This is a genomic window from Streptomyces ipomoeae 91-03, assembly GCF_000317595.1.
GTDB classification, from domain to species: Bacteria; Actinomycetota; Actinomycetes; order Streptomycetales; family Streptomycetaceae; genus Streptomyces; species Streptomyces ipomoeae.
The window spans coordinates 1-20,300 of the sequence record NZ_AEJC01000517.1; the positions used below are offsets into that span (position 1 = coordinate 1).

At 70.2% G+C, this 20,300-nt stretch carries 19 protein-coding genes; 14 read left to right on the forward strand and 5 right to left on the reverse strand.

The features are described from left to right. Nucleotides 1-16: 16 nt before the first annotated feature. On the reverse strand, nucleotides 17-484 hold the full coding sequence (locus STRIP9103_RS33455; RefSeq protein WP_009328172.1) for an RDD family protein: 468 nt from the start codon (nucleotides 482-484) through the stop codon (nucleotides 17-19). Nucleotides 485-680: 196 nt separating this feature from the next. Here STRIP9103_RS33455 and glnA point away from each other — a divergent pair, with 196 nt between their 5' ends. From glnA to pspAB, 5 genes are all read left to right on the forward strand, one after another. Continuing rightward, nucleotides 681-2,090, forward strand: coding sequence for a type I glutamate--ammonia ligase (gene glnA / locus STRIP9103_RS33460; protein ID WP_009328162.1), 1,410 nt, complete (start codon nucleotides 681-683; stop codon nucleotides 2,088-2,090). A 139-nt stretch (nucleotides 2,091-2,229) separates the two neighbouring features. Beyond that, entirely contained in the window at nucleotides 2,230-2,487 is a 258-nt protein-coding gene (locus tag STRIP9103_RS33465; protein ID WP_009328207.1) for an SCO2583/SCO2584 N-terminal domain-containing protein, read from the forward strand. 9 nt (nucleotides 2,488-2,496) lie between these two features. Beyond that, the gene (locus STRIP9103_RS33470) at nucleotides 2,497-3,855 is read left to right on the forward strand and encodes a hypothetical protein (protein ID WP_009328173.1); all 1,359 of its coding nucleotides are present in this window, start codon (nucleotides 2,497-2,499) and stop codon (nucleotides 3,853-3,855) included. A gap of 10 nt (nucleotides 3,856-3,865) precedes the next feature. Then, entirely contained in the window at nucleotides 3,866-4,789 is a 924-nt protein-coding gene (gene htpX, locus STRIP9103_RS33475; RefSeq protein ID WP_048821464.1) for a zinc metalloprotease HtpX, read from the forward strand. A 5-nt stretch (nucleotides 4,790-4,794) separates the two neighbouring features. Further along, nucleotides 4,795-5,400 (forward strand): PspA-associated protein PspAB, encoded by a 606-nt coding sequence (gene pspAB / locus STRIP9103_RS33480; RefSeq protein WP_009328174.1) that lies wholly within the window; start codon nucleotides 4,795-4,797, stop codon nucleotides 5,398-5,400. A gap of 106 nt (nucleotides 5,401-5,506) precedes the next feature. Here pspAB and STRIP9103_RS33485 read toward each other — a convergent pair whose 3' ends face one another. Continuing rightward, nucleotides 5,507-5,797, reverse strand: a complete 291-nt coding sequence (locus tag STRIP9103_RS33485) for a hypothetical protein (RefSeq protein WP_009328159.1) — start codon at nucleotides 5,795-5,797, stop codon at nucleotides 5,507-5,509. A 136-nt stretch (nucleotides 5,798-5,933) separates the two neighbouring features. On the opposite strand from STRIP9103_RS33485, the gene STRIP9103_RS33490 reads away from it, so the two are divergent. Further along, nucleotides 5,934-6,878, forward strand: coding sequence for a phosphotransferase family protein (locus STRIP9103_RS33490; RefSeq protein ID WP_009328194.1), 945 nt, complete (start codon nucleotides 5,934-5,936; stop codon nucleotides 6,876-6,878). Nucleotides 6,879-7,031: 153 nt separating this feature from the next. After that, nucleotides 7,032-8,216: a winged helix DNA-binding domain-containing protein gene (locus STRIP9103_RS33495; RefSeq protein ID WP_048821455.1), complete on the forward strand. Its 1,185-nt coding sequence runs from the start codon at nucleotides 7,032-7,034 to the stop codon at nucleotides 8,214-8,216. Between the two features lie 67 nt (nucleotides 8,217-8,283). Here the strand turns inward: STRIP9103_RS33495 and STRIP9103_RS33500 are convergent, their stop codons facing one another. Continuing rightward, nucleotides 8,284-8,940, reverse strand: coding sequence for a DUF4360 domain-containing protein (locus STRIP9103_RS33500; RefSeq protein ID WP_009328156.1), 657 nt, complete (start codon nucleotides 8,938-8,940; stop codon nucleotides 8,284-8,286). Nucleotides 8,941-9,261: 321 nt separating this feature from the next. Next, the gene (locus STRIP9103_RS33505; protein WP_009328218.1) at nucleotides 9,262-9,576 is read right to left on the reverse strand and encodes a hypothetical protein; all 315 of its coding nucleotides are present in this window, start codon (nucleotides 9,574-9,576) and stop codon (nucleotides 9,262-9,264) included. Between the two features lie 177 nt (nucleotides 9,577-9,753). Between STRIP9103_RS33505 and STRIP9103_RS33510 the strand changes: the two genes are divergently transcribed. From STRIP9103_RS33510 to STRIP9103_RS33535, 6 genes are all read left to right on the forward strand, one after another. Further along, nucleotides 9,754-10,113 carry an arsenate reductase family protein gene (locus STRIP9103_RS33510; RefSeq protein ID WP_009328234.1) on the forward strand — a complete coding sequence of 120 codons (360 nt, stop codon included), beginning with the start codon at nucleotides 9,754-9,756 and terminating at the stop codon, nucleotides 10,111-10,113. A 114-nt stretch (nucleotides 10,114-10,227) separates the two neighbouring features. Next, nucleotides 10,228-10,887, forward strand: a complete 660-nt coding sequence (locus tag STRIP9103_RS33515; protein ID WP_009328155.1) for an RlpA-like double-psi beta-barrel domain-containing protein — start codon at nucleotides 10,228-10,230, stop codon at nucleotides 10,885-10,887. Between the two features lie 411 nt (nucleotides 10,888-11,298). Continuing rightward, the gene (gene glnII, locus STRIP9103_RS33520; RefSeq protein WP_009328214.1) at nucleotides 11,299-12,330 is read left to right on the forward strand and encodes a glutamine synthetase; all 1,032 of its coding nucleotides are present in this window, start codon (nucleotides 11,299-11,301) and stop codon (nucleotides 12,328-12,330) included. Between the two features lie 115 nt (nucleotides 12,331-12,445). After that, nucleotides 12,446-13,441, forward strand: a complete 996-nt coding sequence (locus tag STRIP9103_RS33525; protein ID WP_048821456.1) for a DUF6891 domain-containing protein — start codon at nucleotides 12,446-12,448, stop codon at nucleotides 13,439-13,441. 333 nt (nucleotides 13,442-13,774) lie between these two features. Continuing rightward, nucleotides 13,775-14,419 (forward strand): winged helix-turn-helix domain-containing protein, encoded by a 645-nt coding sequence (locus tag STRIP9103_RS33530; RefSeq protein WP_009328220.1) that lies wholly within the window; start codon nucleotides 13,775-13,777, stop codon nucleotides 14,417-14,419. A gap of 349 nt (nucleotides 14,420-14,768) precedes the next feature. After that, nucleotides 14,769-16,358, forward strand: a complete 1,590-nt coding sequence (locus tag STRIP9103_RS33535) for a DUF1996 domain-containing protein (protein ID WP_009328225.1) — start codon at nucleotides 14,769-14,771, stop codon at nucleotides 16,356-16,358. Nucleotides 16,359-16,464: 106 nt separating this feature from the next. On the opposite strand, the gene STRIP9103_RS33540 is transcribed toward STRIP9103_RS33535, so the two are convergent. Next, nucleotides 16,465-16,935 (reverse strand): hypothetical protein, encoded by a 471-nt coding sequence (locus tag STRIP9103_RS33540; RefSeq protein WP_009328205.1) that lies wholly within the window; start codon nucleotides 16,933-16,935, stop codon nucleotides 16,465-16,467. A 117-nt stretch (nucleotides 16,936-17,052) separates the two neighbouring features. Here STRIP9103_RS33540 and STRIP9103_RS33545 point away from each other — a divergent pair, with 117 nt between their 5' ends. Beyond that, the gene (locus tag STRIP9103_RS33545; RefSeq protein ID WP_009328151.1) at nucleotides 17,053-20,181 is read left to right on the forward strand and encodes an alpha-N-acetylglucosaminidase TIM-barrel domain-containing protein; all 3,129 of its coding nucleotides are present in this window, start codon (nucleotides 17,053-17,055) and stop codon (nucleotides 20,179-20,181) included. The last annotated feature ends 119 nt before the right edge of the window (nucleotides 20,182-20,300 follow it).

The window sequence follows — 20,300 nt, forward strand, 5'->3', positions numbered from 1 at the left end:
CTTCGTCGTACAACCGCTAGATGCGCACTTCCACGGTGCCCGCCAGCCGGTCGTGGAGGCCCCGGCCGTCGCGGTCCCAGATCAGGGGCGGGATGGCCAGGAAGAACAGGACCGTACGCAACAGGGCTCGCAGCGGGTTGACGCGGCCGGTGTCCAGGGCGACCACGCGAAGGCCGAAGAGGCGCTTACCCGGGGTGAAGCCGACCGTACCGATGGTGAGGGCCATCAGCGCGAGGAGGATGAGCGGCGCCCAGACTCGCGCCGCCTCGTTGTAGCTGTCCGCGATCAAGCTGTATGCGATCAAGAGGCACAGCCCCCAGTCGACGGCCAGGGCGCCGAGGCGCCGTCCGGGGCGGGCGATGGAGCCCGGCCCCTCCTCCGGCAGACCCAGCTGCTCGCCCCGGTATCCGAAGTCGACACCGGCTTCTTCCGCAGCCGCACGGGGGCCGGAGAGCCAGGATCCGATTGCTTGCCTCTTGTCCACGCGTCCACCGTACTGGGACCGTTCTGCGATATGGACAGGTGGGGTGCCGGGCGGGATGTCCGGTTAACTTGTGCGAAACAAATGGGTCACGTACGAGAAATCACCCGTCCCTAGTGTCGAGGTCAGCGTGTGCCACCGCACTGGCCGCACGAACGAACTACCACCCCGGCAGGACGTCGGGAGTAGGAGGAGCTGGATGTTCCAGAACGCCGACGAGGCCAAGAAGTTCATCGCGGACGAGGACGTCAAGTTCATCGACGTCCGCTTCTGCGACCTGCCGGGCGTGATGCAGCACTTCACCGTGCCGGCGGAGGCCTTCGACCCGGCCGAGGAGCTGGCCTTCGACGGCTCCTCGATCCGCGGCTTCCAGGCCATCCACGAGTCCGACATGGCGCTGCGTGCCGACCTGTCCACCGCGCGGGTCGACCCGTTCCGCAAGGACAAGACGGTCAACATCAACTTCTTCATCCACGACCCGATCACGGGCGAGCAGTACTCCCGTGACCCGCGGAACGTGGCGAAGAAGGCCGAGGCGTACCTCGCCTCCACCGGTATCGCCGACACCGCTTACTTCGGTCCCGAGGCCGAGTTCTACGTCTTCGACAGCGTGCGTTTCGCCACCTCGTCGAACGAGTCCTTCTACCACATCGACTCCGAGGCGGGCGCCTGGAACACCGGTGCGCTGGAGGACAACCGCGGTTACAAGGTCCGTTACAAGGGCGGCTACTTCCCGGTCCCGCCGGTCGACCACTTCGCCGACCTGCGTGCCGAGATCTCCCTGGAGCTGGAGAAGTCCGGCCTGAAGGTCGAGCGCCAGCACCACGAGGTGGGCACCGCCGGCCAGGCCGAGATCAACTACAAGTTCAACACGCTGCTCGCCGCCGCCGACGACCTGATGCTCTTCAAGTACATCGTGAAGAACGTGGCGTGGAAGAACGGCAAGACGGCGACGTTCATGCCGAAGCCGATCTTCGGTGACAACGGTTCGGGCATGCACGTCCACCAGTCGCTGTGGCAGGGCGGCTCCCCGCTCTTCTACGACGAGGCCGGTTACGCGGGCCTGTCGGACACCGCCCGCTACTACATCGGCGGCATCCTCAAGCACGCCCCGTCGCTGCTGGCCTTCACCAACCCGACGGTGAACTCGTACCACCGTCTGGTGCCGGGCTTCGAGGCGCCGGTCAACCTGGTGTACTCGCAGCGCAACCGCTCCGCGGCCATGCGTATCCCGATCACGGGTTCGAACCCGAAGGCCAAGCGCGTCGAGTTCCGTGCGCCCGACTCCTCCGGCAACCCGTACCTGGCCTTCTCGGCGCTGCTCCTCGCGGGCCTGGACGGCATCAAGAACAAGATCGAGCCGGCCGAGCCGATCGACAAGGACCTCTACGAGCTCGCCCCCGAGGAGCACGCGGGCGTCCCCCAGGTCCCGACCTCCCTCCCGGCCGTCCTCGACTCCCTCGAGCGCGACCACGAGTTCCTCCTCCAGGGCGACGTCTTCACGCCGGACCTGATCGAGACGTGGATCGACTACAAGCGCACCAACGAGATCGCCCCGCTCCAGCTGCGTCCGCACCCGCACGAGTTCGAGCTGTACTTCGACGTGTGATCGACGCGTAGGCCGTTCACCGGTCGCTGTTCCGTCGGCGCCCCCGTTCCTGGTTTCTCAGGGCGGGGGCGCCGTCGTATGGTTTCTGGCACGACTGTTCGAGAAGGACATTCGAGAAGGACAACGGGGAGATACGGGGATGCCCGAACAGGACGACAGCGAGCGGGAGTTCGACCTCAAGTGGGCGGACAGCGCCGAGCACAAGGAGCCCTCCGCACGGGCCCGGATGCTGGCCGCGCGCTGGAAGGAGAACCCACCCGCGCCGCAGCCCTTCCGCGCCGCCCCGGGCCCGGCGGCACCGCGCCGCTCGTCGTGGGTCTCGACGCTGATCGTGTTCGGCTGCGTGGCGGGACTCATCGCGCTGATCGGATACATCAACTATCGGTCGTCGTACTGAGGCTCGGGCGTGCGGGAGAACTTCTGGGCCGGGGGCGAGGCGGCACGGAGGCTGGCGCGAGGTGTGGCGCTGCGGGACGCGGTCGACATCGCCTCTCCCGCCGCCTGGCTCGACCTGGACGCGGGCACACGCAGTTGGACCACTTGGGACCCGCTGCCGACAAGGGACGAGGCCGAGGGCCGACGCACCCGGCTCGCCGCCCTGCCGAGTCGCGGGGAACCGACCGAGGCCCAGCTCGCGCTCGCCCTGTGTCACCACGACGGCCGGGTCCGCGAGGCGGCGCTGCGGCCCGCCATGCGGCATACGGACCTGTTGCCGCTGGTCGTCGTCCGCACCGCCGACTGGGCCGCGCCGGTACGTGAGCGGGCCCGGGCCCTGCTGCGCGAGGCGCTCGACGTGAGCACCGCCGTCGCCCTGACCCCGCTGATCCTGCTCGTCGGCCACCGCGACCGGGGTGTCTTCGCCACCGAACTGCTCGCCGAGGTCCTCCGCCGGGCCCCGCTGGACCGGCTCGCGCCCCTCTTCACCGCCCCCGAGCGCGCCGTACGCCGCTTCGTGTACCGCCTGGCGATCGAGGAACGACGCCTCTCCCCCGCCGCGCTGGCGCGCGCCGCCGCCCGGGACGGTGACGGCGTCGTCGAGAACCTGTGCGCGGACGCCGCCCTGGCAGCCTCCGTACGGGACTCGTACGACGACGTACTCGAACCGCTCCTCACCGCCCGCAACCCCCGCGCCCGATCCGCCGGGGTCACGGCGCTGCGGCGGGCCGGGCGGCCGGAGCGCGCGGTGGAGTACCTGAGTGACAGGTCCGCGCTGGTGCGGGCCTGCGCGCGATACGTCGTACGGCAGTACGGGACCGACCCACTGCCCCTGTACCGGTCCTGGTGCTCGGCGCCGGACAGCCCGGCGCTGCGCCCCGGGAGCGTCGTCGGCCTCGCCGAGTGCGGGGAGCGGGCGGACGCCGAGCTGCTGTGGCCCCTGCTCGCCCATCCGGCACTCGGAGTACGAGCCCGTGCCGTGGCGGCCCTGCGGCTGCTGGACGTGTCCGACGTACGACGACTGCGGCCCCTGCTCGACGATTCCCACCCGGGCGTCGTGCGCGAGACGACCGTCGCCCTGCTGCCGTCGGCGGGTCTGCTGCCCGAGGAGTGGCTGATGGAGCGGCTCGGGGCCGGGCGGGCCCGGCACACGCGGGTCGCCGCGTTCCGGTTGCTGGACGCTCGGGGCGGGGTCGCACGGCGACGGGCGGCGGTGGCGCTGCTGGACGACCCGGACCGCAAGCTGCGGGCGTGGGCCGGCCAGACCGGCGGGGGCCGGGGGCTGAGCCGGGCGCACAATGGAAGTCGGGGCGAGGGGCTGCCTGGGTGAGGTGGTACGGATGTCCTACCGGGTGCGGAGTGATCCTCGGCTGACCGTGCGGATGACGGTCACGGTGTTTCTGCTCGGGTTGTTGTACGTGGTGTTCGTGGCCGCGTTGATCGCCTTGTTGAAGTCGTGGGTGCTGGTCGTGGTGATCGCGGCGGGGGCCCTGGCGGCGCAGTACTGGTTCTCCGACCGGGTGGCCCTGTACGCGATGCGGGGGCGGGTCGTGGAGCGGGAGGAGTATCCGCGGCTGCACGGCGTGGTGGATCGGCTGTGTGCCGTGGCGGATGTGCCGAAGCCCCGGGTCGCGGTGGCGGACATGGAGATGCCGAACGCGTTTGCGACCGGGCGGGACGCCGATCACACGGTGGTGTGCGTGACGACCGGGCTGCTGCGGCGGCTGGAGCCGGACGAACTGGAGGGCGTGCTCGCGCACGAGCTGTCGCATGTGGCGCACCGCGATGTCGCCGTCATGACGATCGCCTCGTTCCTCGGTGTGCTCGCCGGGATCGTCGTACGGTTCGCGTTCTACTCGCACCTGTTCGGCGGGCGGCGGGACCAGAACACCGCCGTCGTGTTCGGCGCGGTGATGGGGATCTCGGCCGCCGTGTACGTGCTGAGCTTCCTGCTGATCCGGGTGCTGTCCCGGTACCGCGAGCTGGCCGCCGACCGCGCGGGCGCCCTGCTCACCGGGCGGCCCTCGGCGCTCGCCTCCGCCCTGACCAAGGTCACCGGCGACATCGCGCGCATCCCGACCCGCGACCTACGGGCCTCGCAGGCCTTCAACGCCTTCTACTTCACCCCGGCGCTCGGCAACCGGCCGCATCTGGCCCGGCTCTTCGCCACCCATCCCCCACTGGAGCAGCGGCTCGACCAACTGGGCCGTATCTCCAGGGAGTTGGGGGAGGCGTCCGCTCCCAGGTCCGGGAACGCGGGGTGAGCCCCATGGGCCTCCTCGACATCATCCTCGGCCGTACGAAACCCGTACCGCCCGACCTCGACCGGCTCTTCGCGCTGCCGTCCGCCGCGGTGACCCTCCAGGCCGCGGCCTCCCTCACCCCGACCGGGACGGGCGCCGTGTGCTTCGCCTCCGTCGAGGGCGGTGCCTTCGAGGACGTACGACGCGACGTACGGGCCCTGCTCGACGCGGACGCGGGGCGCGGAGGGACGGGGGTCGAGGTCGAGCGGGACGAGTACGGGTACTCGTGGCTGGTGTCCCGGCGGCGGCCCGGATCGGAGGAGCTGCCCGCGCTGGTGAGCGATCTGCACGCGGTCAACAGCGCGTTGGAGGGCGGTGGGTTCGGGCCGCAGTTGCTGTGCTCGGTGGTCGGCTTCCAAGGCGGCGACGGTGTGCGGCTGGGGCTTGTCTATCTCTACAAGCGGGGGACCTTTTATCCGTTCGCGCCGGTGGGTGGCGGCGCGGGTGCCGGCGGTGGTCGGCGGCGTGACAGCGCGCTGGAACTGCGGGTCAAGGCCGTACTCGGGGACGATCTGCGGATCGAGCCCGAGCTGGAACGGTGGTTCCCGATCTGGGGTGCCCCGGGGTTGTGACGGGCCCCGAGGCACCCCGCCGACTCGGTCTCCACTCCGTTCCCACCTGCTGCTTGCTCTACCTGCCGCTTGCTCTACCTGCCGCTTGCTCTACCTGTTGCTTGCTCTACCTGTTGCTCCTGTCGCGTTCCTGCCGGCGGGTCTCGAAAGGCCGTTCGCGGCGGTAGCGGCGCTCCCACTTCGCCTGCTGGTCACGGCGGTCGCGGTACGCGCGGTAGGTGGCAGGCTGTGTCGCGCCGTCGCCCGCCGGGGAACCGGACGCCGCCGAGGAGCCTCCGCCGGTGCGGCCGTAGCGGATGTACAGGTACAGCAGGGCGACTGCGGCGAGCCACAGGACTTGGTTGGAGAAACCCAGGACGACCAGGACCACGGTCGCCGAGAGGATCACGGTACCCATGACGGCCTCCTTCGGGTCGTGGTGTGGGTGATGGCTTGCTCCAGGATGCTCGTGGGGCGTGTGCGGGGCATCCCATTTATCGGGGATGCCGACTCCTTGGCGCGGACACCGGCTCCTCATCGGGGATGCTGGTCCCATGGGATTCGACGATCAGGAGTGGGCGGCGACCCGGACCTGGGTGGCCGAGCAGCTCCCGGAAGGCCGTGGCGTACGGAACTGGGCCGCTCTGCGGGGTGGTTGGACCTCGCAGATGCGTCGGCTCACGCTCGACGACGGGACAGGGCTGGTACTTCGGTCGTTCGTGAAGCCGTTCTTCCGGCGGCACGCTCCCGGGCTGTTGAACCGCGAGGCCGCCGTACTCACCCTCCTCACCCCGTACGACGACATCCCGGCCCCACGCCTGTACGCCGTCGACGCGACCGCCGAAGTCACCGATCATCCCTCGCTGTTGATGTCTCTGCTGCCGGGGTCGGTACGGGTGGCGGACGACGCGGACCTGGACGGACGGCTGGACCTGCTGGCCGGGCAGCTCGCCCGTATCCACGCGGTCGTACCGGAGGAACGGCCGCGTACGTATCAGGCGTGGACCTCGCCCGAGCGGGTCCGCACACCCGGCGGGCCATTGTGGGAGCGGGCCGTGGACGTCATCCGGCGGGAGGCGCCCGCGTACGAAGGATGCTTTCTGCACCGGGACTTCCATCCGGGGAACGTCCTGTTCACGGGTGCGGGGGCGGGCACGGGCGACGGGCTGCGGGTCAGCGGGGTCGTGGACTGGGTGGAGACCTCGTGGGGGCCTGCGGACCTGGACGTCGCCCACTGTTCGACGGCGCTGGCGCTGCTGCACGGGGTGGAACACGGGCTCGGGTTCCGTGCGCGGTACGAGGCGCGGGGCGGGCGGCTGTTGGCCGGGGACGAGGACCATCTGTACTGGCGGCTGCTGGACGCGCTCGCCTACGCGCCCGACGCGGAGAAGGTGGCGGTGCCGTGGCGTGAGCTGGGGCGGACGGATCTGACGCCGGAGGTGCTGGGGGCGCGGCTGGAGGCGTATGTGGGCGGGTTGTTGGAGCGGTACGCGTCGTAGCCGTCAAGCGGGGATGCGCTCATCCGCGCCACGGCTCCGGGGTTCCGGCTCCGCTACGCCCTGACCGCAGTGGGAGGGCATCGGGGGCCGTTTGTCAGTGAGGTCGGGCAGGATGCCTTCGAGGACGAGCGCGGACGGGCGGAAGCGGCGGGCATGGGGGACGAGACGCGGCGGTACATCGGCGTGGCCGAGCGGCGGGCGCGGCTGGCGCTGCGGCATCGGCTGGCCGGATCGGTGCGGGCGGCGGGGCCGGAGGAGGTCGCCGACTCGCTGGTCGCGCTGCACGGCACGGATCCCGCGACGGTGTATCTGACGGTGGGCGCCCGCCTCGCCGACTCGGGGCGCACGGTGGCCGAGACCGAGCGGGCGCTGTACGTGGACCGGACGCTGGTGCGGATGCACGGCATGCGGCACACCGTGTTCGTGTTCCCCACAGAGCTGACGGCGGTGGTGCACGCCTCGACCGGGATGGCGGTCGCCGCCAAGGAGCGGGCCGCGCTGCTGAAGCACATGGCGGCGGCCGGGGCGCCGGACGCGGCCTGGCTGAAGGAGGTCGAGGAGTCGGCGCTGGCCGCACTGGCCCGGCGCGGCCAGGCGACGGCGGCCGAACTCGCCGAGGACGAACCGCGGTTGCGGGAGCAGTTCGTGTACGCGGCCGGCAAGAGCTACGAGGGCATGCACACCGTCTCGACCAGACTGCTGAAGGTGCTGGGCGTGGAGGGCAGAGTCGTACGGGGACGGCCGCTGGGCTCCTGGACGTCCAGCCAGTTCCGCTGGGCCGTCGCACCTCCGCATCCGGAACTGGACATGGCGGAGGCCCAGGCGTCGCTGCTCGACCGCTGGCTCGCCGTCTGCGGTCCGGCGACCGAGGCCGACCTCAAGTGGTGGACGGGCTGGCGGGTGACGGAGGTCCGCCGGGCGCTCACGGCGACAGGGGCGCGGACCGTGACGCTGGACGAGGGCACGGGGTACGTCGTGGCCGGGGACGAGGAGCCGGTCGCCGGCCCCACCGAACCCTGGGCCGCGCTCCTGCCCGCCCTGGATGCGACCGCCATGGGCTGGCAACGACGCGACTGGTATCTCTCCCCCGAACTCCGTCCCGCCCTCTTCGACCGCAGCGGCAACGTGGGTCCGACGGTGTGGTGGGACGGCCGCGTCGTGGGGGGCTGGGCCCAACGGTCCGACGGGGAGATCGTGTGGCGGGTGCTGGACGCGGAAGGGGTGGGCCGGGAGGCCGAGGACGCCATCGCGGTGGAGGCGGAGCGGTTGCGGGGGTGGCTGGGCGGGACCCGGGTCACACCACGCTTCCGGACGCCGCTGGAAAGGGAGTTGGCGTGAGCCGCGCGCCCGGGAACAACGGTGTGCCGGGCGCCCGGGAACAACAGGGGCACCCGGCACCATCGGCTCACGCCTCGGGGCACTCCTTCCAGGCCAAGTGGTAGATCGTGCTGATGTCACCGTCCGTCGAGTCCATGGTCATGAAGCTCGTGGTGTTGGTCGGTGACGTACCCCGGTTCACGCGCAGCTCGGTGTTGACGTTGAAGTTGCGTTCGACACCGCAGGGCGCCCAGACCAGTTGGGCCCAGTCGGTCTCGTCGGTGGCCTGCCAGTTGTCCTCGTAGGGGCCGTTGAAGGCGTGAGATCGGGAGGCCGTGTCCGGGGAGCCCTGGAAGTAGTACGAGGCCTTCTGGGTGCCGTTGGCGCCGCGCTGCAGGGAGGCGAAGCCTCGGTAGTCGACGCTCGCGATGGCGTAGGTGAAGCCCTGCGGCACATGAACGATCAGGTTGAGCTGGCAGTTCTTGCGGAACGCGGTGGAGGGGGCGCCGCCGCCGACCTGGGCGAGGTAGTCGCTGTAGGTCACGGTGAACGCGGTGTTGTCGGGGGACACGGCGACCGCGGCCGTGCCCTGGGGACAGCCGGAGCCGTTCACCGTGGCGACCTTGATGACGATCTTGTCCGGGGGCGGGTTGTCGAACGGCGATTCGGCCGACGCGGTGGGCGCGGGAAGCGCGGTGGCGAAGAGGGCGGCCATGGCGCCGCCCATCAGGAGACCACGAACCATGGGGGGTTCTCCAATCAGAGACATGCACATGTCAAGAGGCATGCGCGACGACCCCGCCGTCTGTGAAAGAGCTGTGAAGACCGAGGGGCGACCGCATCGTATGGACCCCGAGCGGGCACGGCTAGAGCGATCTCCGGCCAACCCTGGCGGCCGGAGATCGCCCTTTTCCCTGCTGGCCGGAGCCGGACCCTCCCCTTCCCGGCGGCAGCCGAAGCCCCTCCCCCACCGGCACCCCTCAGCGTCTCGACACCCTCTCGACGCAACGGTGCCGCCCACCCCGAGGAGTGGACGGCACCGGAGGTTCGACCCAGCGGGACGACGTCAGCGGCTGTACCGCATCAGCGCCCGCACCATGTGGCACGTGGTGTCCGACGGCGGATGCACCCCGATGAGTTCGGCGGTGCTCCGGATCGTCTCGTTGCGCGCCTGGTTCGGCATGTAGACACCGGAGTCGAGCAGGGCGATGGCGAGGCGCATGGCCTTCAGACGCCGGTTGTGGGTGATGTACCACTCACGCGGGCGGCCGGGCGGCAGTGTGTGCTTCACCACGGGTGCGTACGGCAGGTCGAGCAGGACGGGATGCTGAGCGGTGGACTGGGTGGGCAGCGGCTTCGACTTCAGTGCGGCAGCGGGCACGGACATCCTCCTGTCGCGGTCTGGGCGCCGCCGGAAATCCCCCGTCGGCAACCCTCGAACACTGCTTCTATTTTACTACCCCCCACTGACAATCGCCCCTGGCCAGAAGGCCTTGCGGGGCTTCTGTGACACGGGTGGGACACGGGTTTTCGCGGGCCTCCCGCTACCGTTGGCGACATGGAGATCTGGATCAATCCGGCCTGTTCCAAGTGCCGCAGCGCGATCGGTCTGCTCGACGCGGAGGGCGCCGAGTACACCGTGCGTCGCTATCTGGAGGACGTCCCGAGCGAGGACGAGATCCGCGAGGTGCTGGACCGGCTCGGGCTCGAACCGTGGGACATCACACGCACCCAGGAGGCGGTGGCGCAGGAGCTCGGCCTCAAGGAGTGGGCACGGGACGCCGGTGCGCGCGACCGCTGGGTCAAGGCCCTCGCCGAGCACCCGAAGCTGATCCAGCGACCGATCATCACCGCGGACGACGGCACGGCGGTGGTGGCCCGTACGGAGGAGGCCGTACGGGACGCGCTGGCCGGATGACGCCCCAGTCCGCTGTGACATGCGCTGCTTGAGCGTTTCCCGTGACCGTTGAGTGACTTCGTTCGGCATCTCGTACGTAGCGACGTACGCTCGCCCATCTCTCAGGAGGCGCGCATGTCGCGTAGGAGAACGCTCAGTACGAAGAAGAAGGTCGCGCTGTTCGTGACAGCGGCGGCGGTCGCGGGAGGCGGGGCCTTCGCCATGGCGGCCACGTCGAACGCCGCGCAGACCGCGGCGGAGTCGAACGTCTGCCAGGGGCTGGCCACCGCGCTCGGCAACAACGAGCGGTTCATCGCGGGCCAGAAGGCGAACCCCGACGCCCAGTCGGAGGCACGTATCGCCAACCGCGAGGCGGTCATCGCCCAGATCAAGGTCCAGCAGAAGGCGTCCGGGTGCGTCGTCGGGGAGTCGGCTCAGGGCTCCCGGGCAGCACAGCCCGCGCAGCCCTCGGCACCGGCCGCGGAGACCGGGGAGTCGGCTCAGGACCCCCAGGGCGACGAGGCCGCGGGGAACGCGGGCGGCGCCGGCGAGCGGGTCTGCGACGGCTCCACCGTCACCCTCTCCGGTGAGGACGGCGCCCCGGCGGCGTCCAGCGACGAGTTCCCGGCCGGTACGAAGCTGAGGGTGACCAACCTGGACAACGACAAGTCCACGACCGTGGAGGTGACCTCGGTCTCCGGCAGCTGCGTTCTGCTGAACGACGCCGCCTTCGAGCAGGTCAGGGAGCCCGGCAAGTTCCTGATCCGCCGCGCCCTGATCGAGAAGGTGGGGTGAGCCCGGCCCGGGCGGCGCGACGGGCCTGATCGACTCGGTGAGGTGAGAAGATCGGCGGCCGTCCGGGACAGCCGTACGACAGTGCCGTCGGCCCTGTCGCTCTCCACGGAGAGTGGCAGGGCCGACGCGCGCTCGGACACGTACGGCACCGGTCGACCCCGTGGCGCCCGGTCAACCCCATCGCATACGAGCCGTCCCGCGGCGTCGGCTCACAGTCGGGGCCCAGGGTGTGTGAACGCGTCGGGCCGTGAATCGCGCCACAGAGACCCCCGGTAACACGGGGTTCACATTCGAGCAATGATCGGGAAATCGCACGTTGACAGGCTGCCGGGCATCAGCGCGGCGTTTCAGTGCCGCAGCGCCGCAGCACCCGCAATTGCGCCTAGTGACCCACCCCGAAGGATGTGTCCCGTGACCTTCAAGGCTGAGTACATCTGGATCGACGGCACCGAGCCGACGGCCAAGCTCCGTTCCAAGACCAAGATCATCGCGGGTGAGCCCGCCGGTCTGGACGCGCTGCCGATCTGGGGCTTCGACGGGTCATCCACGAACCAGGCCGAGGGCCACGCCTCGGACTGTGTCCTCAAGCCTGTCTTCACCTGCCCCGACCCGATCCGCGGCGGCGACGACGTCCTCGTCCTGTGCGAGGTCCTGAACATCGACATGACGCCGCACCCGTCCAACACGCGTGCCGCGCTGACCGAGGTGGCGGAGAAGTTCGCCGCGCAGGAGCCGATCTTCGGTATCGAGCAGGAGTACACGTTCTTCGACGGCTCCCGTCCGCTGGGCTTCCCCGAGGGCGGCTTCCCGGCCCCCCAGGGCGGCTACTACTGCGGTGTCGGCGCCGACGAGATCTTCGGCCGTGAGGTCGTCGAGGCCCACCTGGACAACTGCCTGAAGGCCGGCCTCGGCATCTCCGGCATCAACGCCGAGGTCATGCCCGGCCAGTGGGAGTTCCAGGTCGGCCCGCTGTCCCCGCTGGAGGTCGCCGACCAGCTGTGGGTGGCCCGCTGGCTGCTCTACCGCACCGCCGAGGACTTCGGCATCTCCGCCACCCTCGACCCGAAGCCGGTCAAGGGCGACTGGAACGGCGCCGGCGCGCACACCAACTTCTCCACCAAGGCGATGCGCGAGGGCTACGACGCGATCATCACCGCGTGCGAGTCGCTGGGCGAGGGCTCGAAGCCGCTCGACCACGTCAAGAACTACGGCGCCGGCATCGACGACCGCCTGACCGGTCTGCACGAGACCGCCCCGTGGAACGAGTACTCGTACGGCGTCTCCAACCGCGGCGCCTCGGTCCGTATCCCGTGGCAGGTCGAGAAGGACGGCAAGGGTTACATCGAGGACCGTCGTCCGAACGCCAACGTCGACCCGTACATCGTGACGCGTCTGATCGTCGACACCTGCTGCTCCGCGCTGGAGAAGGTCGGCCAGGTCTGATCGCCGCGCGGGATCCGCGAAGGGTTCCTTGAAGGGGGCGTCCACCGTCCGGGTGGGCGCCCCCTTCGCCATGCCCCGTGATCGCGTTGTCAGTGGGGCATGTCATGGTGAGGGCATGAAGATCTACGGGGGCGACCCGACCGGTGCGTCCGAGCTGGCGGTCAAGGTCGAGACGGAGAACTGGCAGAAGCACGCGCGGATCACGGCGGAGCGACTGCGGGAGCTGGTGTGCCGGATCGGCGGTGAGGGCGACCGGTTCCTGGTCGTGCAGCGGATACCGGACGTGCCGGATGTCTTCATCCAGGTCTGGCACGAGCGAACCGGTGCCGACGACGGGGAGTACCAGCTGGAGTACCGGGAGGGACGCGACCGGTTCTTCGGGGCGGTCCTCACCGACCGGGAGCGCGTCGCCGAGGCCATGACCGGCTGGGCGCGGCGCGTGGAGGGCTGGGACACCGGCATCGAGTGGACCGCCGTCGAGCACGACGCCCCCGAGGAGGTGCCGGAACTCCCGGACGACGTACGGGAGGAGGTCGAGGAGCGGATACGGGAACTGCTGCGCTGCGGGTACGACGACCGGGCCCGGCTGAGCGAGGCCGCCGAGGAGTATCTGGTCGACGATGGGGGCCCCTCCCGCTCGGGCGAAGCCGAGAGCGGGGGAGAGCGGCCCGTCTCCTCCGCGCAGGCCCGGCAGCTCGTCGACCGGCTGTGGGTCGAGCGGCTCGCCGAGCAGGAGACCTGGGACGGGGTCACGGACCCCGAGCGGATCACCCGAGCCTTCGAGACGCTCCAGGCCGAGCACGCCATCACGGCCCGGGAGAACTTCACCTGCTGCCGCAACTGCGGTACGAGCGAGATAGGCGCCGAAAGCGCGGAGGGCGCACGGGGGTTCGTGTTCTTCCACTCGCAGTGCACCGAGGGCGCCGCCGCCGGGCATGGACTGATGCTGCTGTACGGCGGGTTCGACGGGTCGGCCGAGACGACGACGGCCGTCGGGCACGAGGTCGTGGCCGCCCTCGCGGCGGAAGGACTGTCCACGGAGTGGGACGGCGATCCGGGCACGGCCATCACCGTCACCCCGCTGGACTGGCGGAAACGGCTGGTCGGCTGAGGTCCTGGCACATCCGGGTCACGTTCGAGAAGCGTCCAAGCGGTGAGAGGAGGGTCCTGCTGGACGCCTGTGTCTGCTTCAATGAGGCCATGGCCAGTATCCAGAATCGACGCGCGACGGGTCGTCATGACCTCGAGCCCTTCTGGCCTTCCCGTCAGCACCACGACTTCGACCGGGTGTGTCGCCGCGCGATGAACGCGCCGGCCCTCTAAAGCCGTACACCCCGGTCTTCGGCCGGCGCGACAACGACGTACGTCCCTCGGCGGATCCGGCCACGAACCCGGCCGTCGAGGTCTCCCGGACGAACTTCTCGCGCGAAAGAGCTGACCTCTCATGGCGAACACCCGTTCTCTCTCGACCGCCACCACTCTGACCGCCGCCCCGGGCTCCGCGTCGGTCGCCGCCGCCTCCTCTCCGTCCACCGGTTCGGCCCGGCATCGGCTGCGTGCCGTGGGCGGGGCGATGATCGGGATCGAGAGCCTGGGGGAGAACGTGGCGGACTTCCTGCCGCCGGGGGCCACCTGGCTGCCCGCGCCCCAGCACACGCTGCCGACGTTGCCGGGTCAGCCGCCGATGGTCGGCTATCTGGTGCTCGTGCCGGCCGACCAGCAGCCGCCGGTGCTGCCGTTGGGCGTCGCGGGCGAGAGGGCGGGTGACGGTACGGCCGCCGGGGGTGTCGACGCCGACCCGTTGGTCCGCGTCGACACCGTGCAGCGCACCGCCGAGGTCGACGGGCGGCAGCTCGACCTCACCTACCTGGAGTTCGAACTGCTCGCCCACCTCGTTGCGCATCCCCACCGGGTGCATACCCGCGATCAGTTGGTCACGACTGTGTGGGGCTATGGGCATGTGGGCGACGGTCGTACCGTCGACGTCCATATCGCCCGGCTTCGCCGCAAGTTGGGGGCGGAGTTCCGGCAGGCGATCCAGACGGTGCGGCGGGTGGGGTACAAGTACGCGCCGCCGGTGGCACGTTGAGGGTCGCGCTGCGCCCGCCCTCCCCCCTCGCCCCAGCGGCACGACTGCCCGCGGCCAGGACAGCGCGACATAGGCCGACAATCGGCGCGTCGGGGTCCTTCACGCATATCTTGACCGGCGTCGCCGAAACGTGCCCTTCCCGGGCGCCGCCGAGGGCCCGGCCCGTGCACAGCCCGTGCCGGAACTGCAACTCCCCGTATTTCGTGGGGTGTTGAAACCAGTTTGTCCCGCGAATCTCTCAGCAATTTCTGAGTCGGCTGAACACTCCTGAGGCGCGCGCCGTATTGGAGGGAGCCGCTTCACTCCTGTCGGGCGCCTCGATGCCCCGCAAGGAAGTCAGAGGAGTTCCATGGGACGCAACACACGCAAACGACGTTCGCCGCTGGCCGTTCGGGCCGTTGCCGCATCGGCGGCGCTCGCGGTCGCGGGCGGCGGGCTGGTCTGGGCGAACTTCTACGCCTCAGCGGGCGAGAACAAGTCCGAGCAGAACAGCACGCTGGCTTCCGCGCAGGTGGCCACCATCGACTGCCCGGACGTCGGCCAGCAGCTGACCAGCGTGCCCACGAAGGCGCGCGCGGGCGTCGCCAAGGAGCTGGCACTGCTGGACCAGCAGATCACCCAGGCGTACAAGCGCCTGGCGGACACCCGGCAGGCCCAGGCGGGAGACCCCGGCTTCGTCAACAACGCCATTCTCAGCCCGCTGAAGTCCAAGCGAGTCGCCACCCTCGACCGGATCGGCACCAACATCCGGAACGCGGGCGGCCAGGCTCCGCAGGGGCTGGAACAGCTCGCCACCTGCCAGGGGAAGGCTGACCAGAACCAGCCCAACGCCGGTGGCGGCCAGGGCGGCGGCCGGAACCAGGGTGGCGGTGGCCGGAACCAGGGCCGGAACCAGGGCCAGGGCCAGAACCAGGGCCAGAACCAGGGTGGCGACGGCCAGAACCAGGGCAACAACGGTCAGGGCCAGGGCAACAACGGTCAGGGCCAGAACCAGGGGCAGGGCGGCAACGGTCCGGCCGCGGCCGACTTCGTGGACATCACCACCGTCCAGCCGAACGGCGGCCCGAAGGGCGTGAACGGCAACGGTCTGGCGGCGAACGGTGACAGCGGTTCGACGGGTACGTTCACCACGAGCTGCGGCACGAACGAGAACGAGAACCGCAACTCGGACAACGTGATCGTCGCTCCCGGTGTCAGCAACGGTGCCCAGCACCAGCACGACTACGTCGGCAACCAGAGCAACAACGCGTTCGCGAGCGACCAGGACCTGGCCAACGCGCAGACCACCTGCCAGAACCAGGGTGACAAGTCGTCGTACTTCTGGCCGGTCATTCGTCTGCAGGACGGTACGAACGACATCGACGCCAACGCCCCCGGTGGCGGTCAGGACGGCAACGTCGGCCGGATCGTGGAGCCCAGCCAGGCGGAGCTGAAGTTCGTGGGCAACAAGAAGGGCGACGTCGTCGCGATGCCGCAGGCCCTGCGCATCATCACCGGTGACGCCAAGTCCTTCGTGAACGGCCTGGGCAACGCCAACACGAACTGGAGCTGCACCGGCTTCGAGGACCGGGTCGTGACGGACAAGTACCCGATCTGCCCGCAGGGCAGCTCCGTGGTGCGGACGTCCTTCTTCCAGAGCTGCTGGGACGGCCAGAACATCGACAGCGCCAACCACCGTACGCACGTCGACTTCGTCGAGGCGGACGGCAGCTGCTCGAACGGCTTCCAGGCCATCCCCCAGCTCCAGGTCCGCCTGGTCTACGACATCCCGGCGCCGTCGATCCAGAACGGGCAGCTGCAGAACGCGTACGCGATCGACTCCTTCCCGGACCAGCTGCACAAGGCGATCACGGACCACAACGACTTCATCAACTTCTTCGACCAGAACACGATGAACCAGATGGTCCAGTGCATCAACAGCGGCCAGGACTGCCAGTAGGGCTGAGCCTCTGAGCCACTAGGAAGCCGGCGGTGGGTTTTCCCACCGCCGGCTTTCGTTTGCCTCCCGCCCCCGACCCCCGACCCCGTTCCCGGTGCCCGCGTGCTCAGCCGTCGTGGCCGCTGTTGTTGTGGCTGCCACCGGGGTTCATGTGCTCGGAGCCCTCCTCCAGGCTGCCGCCGAGCGTGTTCTGCAGACCGCTGACCGTCTTCTCCTCGCCGACGGCGACCCACTTGCGGCCGACGAGGTAGTAGCCGCCGTAGTCCTTGGCACCGCTGAGCCATTCGGCCTGTCCGCGGTCGGTGGCGAAGGTCGCGAGGACGAACTTGCCGTCGAAGTCGCCGTCGGTGTTGGTGCAGAGGGCCTGACGGATCGTGTCGGCGTCCGTCTGTATGTCCGGCTTGCAGCCCACCTCGCCCGCGATGTGCTCCAGCGTGCCGGTGGCCGTCTCGGGGATCTTCTCGCCCTCGTCGGCCGAGCCCGATCCACAGCCGGTCAGCATCAGCAGGGTCGCGGCCGCACCGGCCGCACTCATGGCGAGCCTGCGCACCGCAAGCCTCTCGCGCGTCATCTTCATCCGTCGTACCTCCGGTCCATTCCGGCGACATGAACTCGCCAGCTCCGTACGCACCGTTGAGCACAGGCGTCCGTCCGGTTAGCGTGCCGCATCTGTCGACACAGGGGGCACACAGTCATGAACTCTCCGTCGCGACGCTCGGTGCTGGGCTCGGCCGGTGCCATCGGCCTCGGGACCACCCTGGGACTGACGGTCCCGGTCCACGCCGCTGAGAGCCCCGGCCAGGGCCCTGCCTTCGATACGGCTCCCGCGCGCGCAGCACTCAATCGGCTGCTGCCCGGCCACGCCGACCAGTTCCGGCTCACTCTCGTCAGAAGGGAGGGTACGGGCGACCGTTTCCGCGTCAGCGGCGGCACCGGCCGCGTCCAGGTGCAGGCCACGACACCGGCCACCCTGCTCATGGGCGTGCACTGGTACCTCAAGTACGTCTGCGGTGCCCATCTCGCGTGGAACGGCAGCCAACTCGACCTGCCGCGCCGCCTCCCCGCGCCGGCCCGCCCCCTGGAGAGATCCACCGCCCTCCCCCACCGCTTCGCCCTCAACGACACCAACGACGGCTACACGGCCCCGTACGCGGACTGGCCGTACTGGGAACGCCAGATCGACCTCCTGGCCGCGCACGGCTGCAACGAGGTCCTGGTCATCGCGGGCACGGAGGCCGTCTACCACCGCCTCCTCAAGGACTTCGGCTACTCCGACGAGGAGTCCCGCGCCTGGCTGCCCGCCCCCTCGCACCAGCCCTGGTGGCTGCTCCAGAACCTCTCCGGCTACGGCGGCCCGCTCTCCCCCGAGCTGATCGACCGCCGGGCCGCGCTGGGGCGCCGAATCGCCGACCGGCTGCGGGAGCTGGGCATGTCCCCGGTCCTGCCCGGCTACTACGGCCACGTCCCCAAGGAGTTCGTGGAGCGCAACGGCGGTGACGCGCACGTCGTCCCGCAGGGTGTCTGGCACGGCTTCGAACGCCCTGATTGGCTGGATCCGCGCACCGATTCCTTCGCGAAGGTCGCCGCCTCGTTCTACGGCCACCAGGAGGATGTGTTCGGCGAGGCGGCCCACTTCAAGATGGACCTCCTCCACGAGGGCGGCACCGCCGGCGACGTACCGGTGCCGGGCGCGGCGCAGGGCGTGGAACGGGCCCTGCAGAAGGCCCGCCCGGGCGCCACCTGGGTGATCCTCGGCTGGCAGGAGAACCCCCTGCCCGAACTCCTGGACGCCATCGACAAGTCGAGGATGCTGATCGTCGACGGCGTCTCCGACCGCTACACGAGCGTCACCGACCGGGAGCGCGACTGGGGCGGCACCCCGTACTGCTTCGGCACGATCCCCAACTTCGGCGGCCGTACGACGATCGGTGCCCGCGCGCACATCTGGAACGAGAAGTTCTTCGCCTGGCGGGACAAGGCGAACAGCGCGCTGGCCGGTACGGCGTTCATGCCGGAGGCCACCGATCGCGACCCGGCCGCCTTCGAGCTCTTCTCCGAACTGGCGTGGACGCCGACGAAGATCGACCGGGCCGCCTGGTTCTCGGCGTACGCCGACTACCGTTACGGCGCCCGCGACGACTCCGCCCGCCGTGCCTGGCGGGCGCTGCACGACACCGCGTACCAGCAGCGGGCCGTCGAGCGCAGCGATCCGCACGACTCCCTCTTCTGCGCCCGCCCCGACCTCGCCGCCGACCGGGCCGCCGAGTACGCGCCGAGGGCCCTGACGTACGACCCCGGCCGCTTCGACGCGGCCCTCGCCGGGCTGCTCGGGGTGGCGGGCGGGTTACGGGGCAGCGCGGCGTACAAGTACGACGTGGTGGACGTGGCGCGGCAGGCGCTCGCGCACCGCAGCCGCCAGTATCTGCCGCAGCTGCGGGCGGCGTACCAGCGCAAGGACCTGGCGACCTTCCGTGCGCTGTCCACCCTCTGGCTGCGGCTGATGCGGCTGTCGGACGAGGTCACGGGGGCGAACTCGGCGTTCCTGCTGGGGCCGTGGGTGAACGACGCGCGGCTGCTCGCCACGAACGACGCCGAGCGGGCCGAGTTCGAACGGACGGCGAAGGTCCTGATCACCGTGTGGGGTGGGCGGGCGACGTCCGACGCGGGGGATCTCCACGAGTACGGCAACCGGGAGTGGCACGGCCTCATGGCCGACTTCTACGTCCCGCGCTGGGAGAAGTGGCTCGACACCCTTGAGGACGCGCTCGCCACGGGGACCGCTCCGGCGGCCGTGGACTGGTTCGCGTTCGAGGAACCGTGGACGCGGGAGCGGAAGGACTATGCGCTGCGGCCGGTGGGGGACGCGTACGCCCTGGCCGGGCGGGTGCGGGAGGTGCTGGCGCGGGCGCCGTACCAGGGGGCGCTGGCCGTCAGTGCGGATCCGGCCGTGCTTCCGCCCGGTGGGAGTGCGCGGGTGTCGGCCGAGTTCCGGAACGTCAATGGGCTGCGGGCCACGGGGCGGGTGGACTTCGCGCTCAGTGGGTTCGACGGCACGGTGGAGGCCGAGGGCCCGACGTCGATCGCGAGTGTGCCGGCCGCGGGGGTGGGGACGGTGCGTTGGCGTGCCGACGCGCCCGGGGTTCCGCTGGATCGGCCTCTGCGGCCTCACCCCTACACGATCACCGTGGAGTACGGGCCGCGGGGGGAGGAGCGGGTGAGCAGTGCGTTCGCGGGGACGCTGTTCGAAGCGGGGCCGTTGGGGGCGGAGTGGTCCACGTACAGCAACAACGACGCCGTGTTCGGGCAGTTGGGGGATCGGTTCGCCATCGATGGGGCGGGGACGGATCTTTGGCGGGGGACCGCCGAGTTCGGGGCCGTTTACCGGGAGGGGGTCTTCCGGGACGGGGGGTCGGTGACCCTGCGGGTCGACTCGCAGGCGGTGACGGGGAACTGGGCTCGGGCGGGGATCGTGGTGCGCAACAGCCTGGGGACCGCTGGGGCGCCGGGATTCCTGAATCTGGCGGTGACTCCGGCGAACGGGGTTGTGCTGTCGTACGACAGCACGGGGGACGGGACGCTCGACACGTATCGGCGGATCACGGGGATCAAGGCGCCGGTGTTGTTGCGGTTGACGCGGGCGGCTTCGGGTTCGTACACGGGTGAGTGCTCGACCGATGAGGGGGTGAGCTGGCGGGTGGTGGCGACTGTGACCGTGCCGGGGGCTGCCGCCGGGGCGCAGGATGTGGGGCTGTTCATGAGTGCGACCAATGGGGGATCGGGGGTGCGGGGGCTGGTCGAGTTCAGCGGCTGGGAGCTCACGTAGCGGTTCTCGCCCCCGTCGCCCCTACCCATTCCCGTCCCCAGGGGCTGCGCCCCTTCGACCCCCGCCTATTGGCTCGGGAGGTTGGGGTCGGTTGGCGGGTGCGGGTGAGTGAGGGGCGT

Excerpts from the sequence above, each read along its gene's own strand:
- STRIP9103_RS33465 (WP_009328207.1), top strand. The coding sequence starts at position 2,230 with ATGCCCGAACAGGACGACAGCGAGCGGGAGTTCGACCTCAAGTGGGCG.
- STRIP9103_RS33545 (WP_009328151.1), top strand. The coding sequence starts at position 17,053 with ATGAACTCTCCGTCGCGACGCTCGGTGCTGGGCTCGGCCGGTGCCATC.
- STRIP9103_RS33540 (WP_009328205.1), bottom strand. The coding sequence starts at position 16,935 with ATGAAGATGACGCGCGAGAGGCTTGCGGTGCGCAGGCTCGCCATGAGT.
- STRIP9103_RS33510 (WP_009328234.1), top strand. The coding sequence starts at position 9,754 with ATGGAGATCTGGATCAATCCGGCCTGTTCCAAGTGCCGCAGCGCGATC.
- htpX (WP_048821464.1), top strand. The coding sequence starts at position 3,866 with ATGTCCTACCGGGTGCGGAGTGATCCTCGGCTGACCGTGCGGATGACG.
- STRIP9103_RS33515 (WP_009328155.1), top strand. The coding sequence starts at position 10,228 with ATGTCGCGTAGGAGAACGCTCAGTACGAAGAAGAAGGTCGCGCTGTTC.
- STRIP9103_RS33485 (WP_009328159.1), bottom strand. The coding sequence starts at position 5,797 with ATGGGTACCGTGATCCTCTCGGCGACCGTGGTCCTGGTCGTCCTGGGT.
- STRIP9103_RS33530 (WP_009328220.1), top strand. The coding sequence starts at position 13,775 with ATGGCGAACACCCGTTCTCTCTCGACCGCCACCACTCTGACCGCCGCC.
- STRIP9103_RS33500 (WP_009328156.1), bottom strand. The coding sequence starts at position 8,940 with ATGGTTCGTGGTCTCCTGATGGGCGGCGCCATGGCCGCCCTCTTCGCC.
- STRIP9103_RS33535 (WP_009328225.1), top strand. The coding sequence starts at position 14,769 with ATGGGACGCAACACACGCAAACGACGTTCGCCGCTGGCCGTTCGGGCC.
- pspAB (WP_009328174.1), top strand. The coding sequence starts at position 4,795 with ATGGGCCTCCTCGACATCATCCTCGGCCGTACGAAACCCGTACCGCCC.
- STRIP9103_RS33495 (WP_048821455.1), top strand. The coding sequence starts at position 7,032 with ATGGGGGACGAGACGCGGCGGTACATCGGCGTGGCCGAGCGGCGGGCG.
- STRIP9103_RS33525 (WP_048821456.1), top strand. The coding sequence starts at position 12,446 with ATGAAGATCTACGGGGGCGACCCGACCGGTGCGTCCGAGCTGGCGGTC.
- STRIP9103_RS33490 (WP_009328194.1), top strand. The coding sequence starts at position 5,934 with ATGGGATTCGACGATCAGGAGTGGGCGGCGACCCGGACCTGGGTGGCC.
- glnA (WP_009328162.1), top strand. The coding sequence starts at position 681 with ATGTTCCAGAACGCCGACGAGGCCAAGAAGTTCATCGCGGACGAGGAC.